We start from the raw sequence: 1,159 nt of genomic DNA on the forward strand, positions 1-1,159 counted from the left end.
TATGCTCATGCTGTCCGTCACCGGACTGGTGATGCTATTTGATGATGAGATTGAACTGGCTCGTTATGAGACTACGCTAAAAGTGGTGCCGCAAGAGCACAAAGTACCAGTGTCCGTCCAGTTAGAGTCGGTTAAGCAAGCCTATCCCGATTTCAGCGTTACTCAATTTGTGCCTGCCAAAACAGCGCATCTTGCCAACCGGTTTTCAATTAAAGCGGAAGATGGGCGTTCGCTCGTTGCTGCAGTCAATCCATATACGGGCGAGGTTCAAGGCACCATTGATCGCTCAGACAGCGTTTATGAGCTGATGAATAACATTCATGGCACCTTACTGATTGGTGAGCTTGGCGATCGTTTAATCGAAATATCAGCCAGCTTAGGTATTTTACTTTTGGTGTCGGGCTTGTATCTCTGGCTTCCTCGCGACAACGCCAGTCGAGCGGGCTTTTTGAAAATCCGTGTTGCCCAAGGTTCTCGTATTGTATTGCGCGATGTGCACGCTAATTTCGGTGGCGTGTTGTCCCTCGTTTTACTGTTTTTTCTGATTTCTGGTTTGTCTTGGGCTGGAATTTGGGGGGCAAAGATGGTTCAAGCTTGGAACACGTTTCCGACCTATTACACTTGGGGTGAAAAGCCAGAGTCGACATTGACGCATAAGGATCTTAACCACGGTTCGTCAGAAGAAATGCCTTGGAACTTAGAGCTTGCTGCCGTACCTGAATCGAAAGATAAACACGCCCATGATCACGCGAACATGGAAAGGGGGGCGTCTTACACGGGGAACCATCGCGCGTTATCGATTGACGACATTATTCTTAAAGCCGAAATGATGGGCTTTACCAGCTACAAAGTATTCTTGCCTCGTTCAGATGACGGTGTTTACACCGTTGCCGCCAACTCAATGGGAGGGGACATCTCTGACCCAAGACAAGATCGAACCAGCCATTTTGACCAATACTCAGGTCGTTTGCTGGTGGATGTGACTTGGCAGGATTACAGCTGGTTTGCCAAGTTAATGGCTGCGGGTGTCTCACTTCACCAAGGAGACGTAAGCATCATCAACAAGGCGTTGAATGTGCTGTTCTGTCTGGCATTTATTCTGATTGCTATTTCCGGAGTGGTGATGTGGTGGTTCCGTCGACCAAGTCGCAGCGCATCG

The 1,159-nt window shown here is 48.7% G+C and carries 1 protein-coding gene; it reads left to right on the plus strand.

Annotated elements, in window-relative coordinates; genetic code table 11:
• Positions 1-1,159: PepSY domain-containing protein (locus R7M72_RS25335; RefSeq protein ID WP_318056486.1), on the plus strand; the 1,159-nt coding region annotated here is incomplete at both ends.

This window comes from Vibrio sp. YT-18 (assembly GCF_033337345.1).
GTDB classification, from domain to species: domain Bacteria; phylum Pseudomonadota; class Gammaproteobacteria; order Enterobacterales; family Vibrionaceae; genus Vibrio; species Vibrio alginolyticus.